Annotated in this window: 1 protein-coding gene and 1 pseudogene; one reads left to right on the top strand and one right to left on the bottom strand. The window is 66.3% G+C overall.

The window, feature by feature from the left end; genetic code table 11:
- The coding region (locus AC1DWF_RS37315) for an integrase core domain-containing protein (RefSeq protein WP_476843455.1) at positions 1–362 on the top strand (362 nt) is incomplete at its 5' end.
- Here AC1DWF_RS37315 and AC1DWF_RS37310 read toward each other — a convergent pair.
- Positions 359–566, bottom strand: a pseudogene (locus tag AC1DWF_RS37310) (MarR family transcriptional regulator); the annotation flags it as partial. The gene AC1DWF_RS37315 and the pseudogene AC1DWF_RS37310 sit on opposite strands and share 4 nt — an antisense overlap.

Raw genomic sequence — 566 nt, 5'->3', positions numbered from 1 at the left:
CCTTCACCCGACGCGCGATCGCCTGGTTCGAAGGCCTCGGCGTGCCGGTCGAGCGCGTCATGACCGACAATGGATCGGCCTATAAAAGCTTCGCCTTCCGCGACCTGCTGGCCAGCCAAGGCATCCGACACAAGCGCACCAGGCCCTACACGCCAAGGACCAATGGAAAGGCCGAGCGCTTCATCCAGACCTCCCTGCGCGAATGGGCCTATGCCCAGCCCTTCCAGAGCTCAGACGAGAGGGCCAAGGCCATGCACCCCTGGCTCCACAGGTACAACACCCTCAGACCCCACTCAGCCCTCAAAGGAAAAGCGCCCCTCGATCGCCTCGACAGGGACAACCTCATTGGTAACGACATCTAGGCCAGCGCGCGCAGCCCGGCGCGCAGGCTCCGCAGATCGTCCTGGGCGAAGACCGCTTCGGCTTCGCCATGCTCGCGCGTCCAGATGGGCACCGCGTCCTGCAGCACCGCCTGCCCATCCGGCGTCAGCCTCAGCCGCCGGTTTCGCCGATCCCTGGGATCGACCGCGATCTCAAGGAGGCCCCGGCGCTCCAGCGGCTTGAGG

It is taken from the genome of Aminobacter sp. P4_D5, assembly GCF_056401815.1.
Note: the sequence above shows the minus strand (reverse complement) of the source record. Positions and strands in the feature narration are given on the sequence as shown.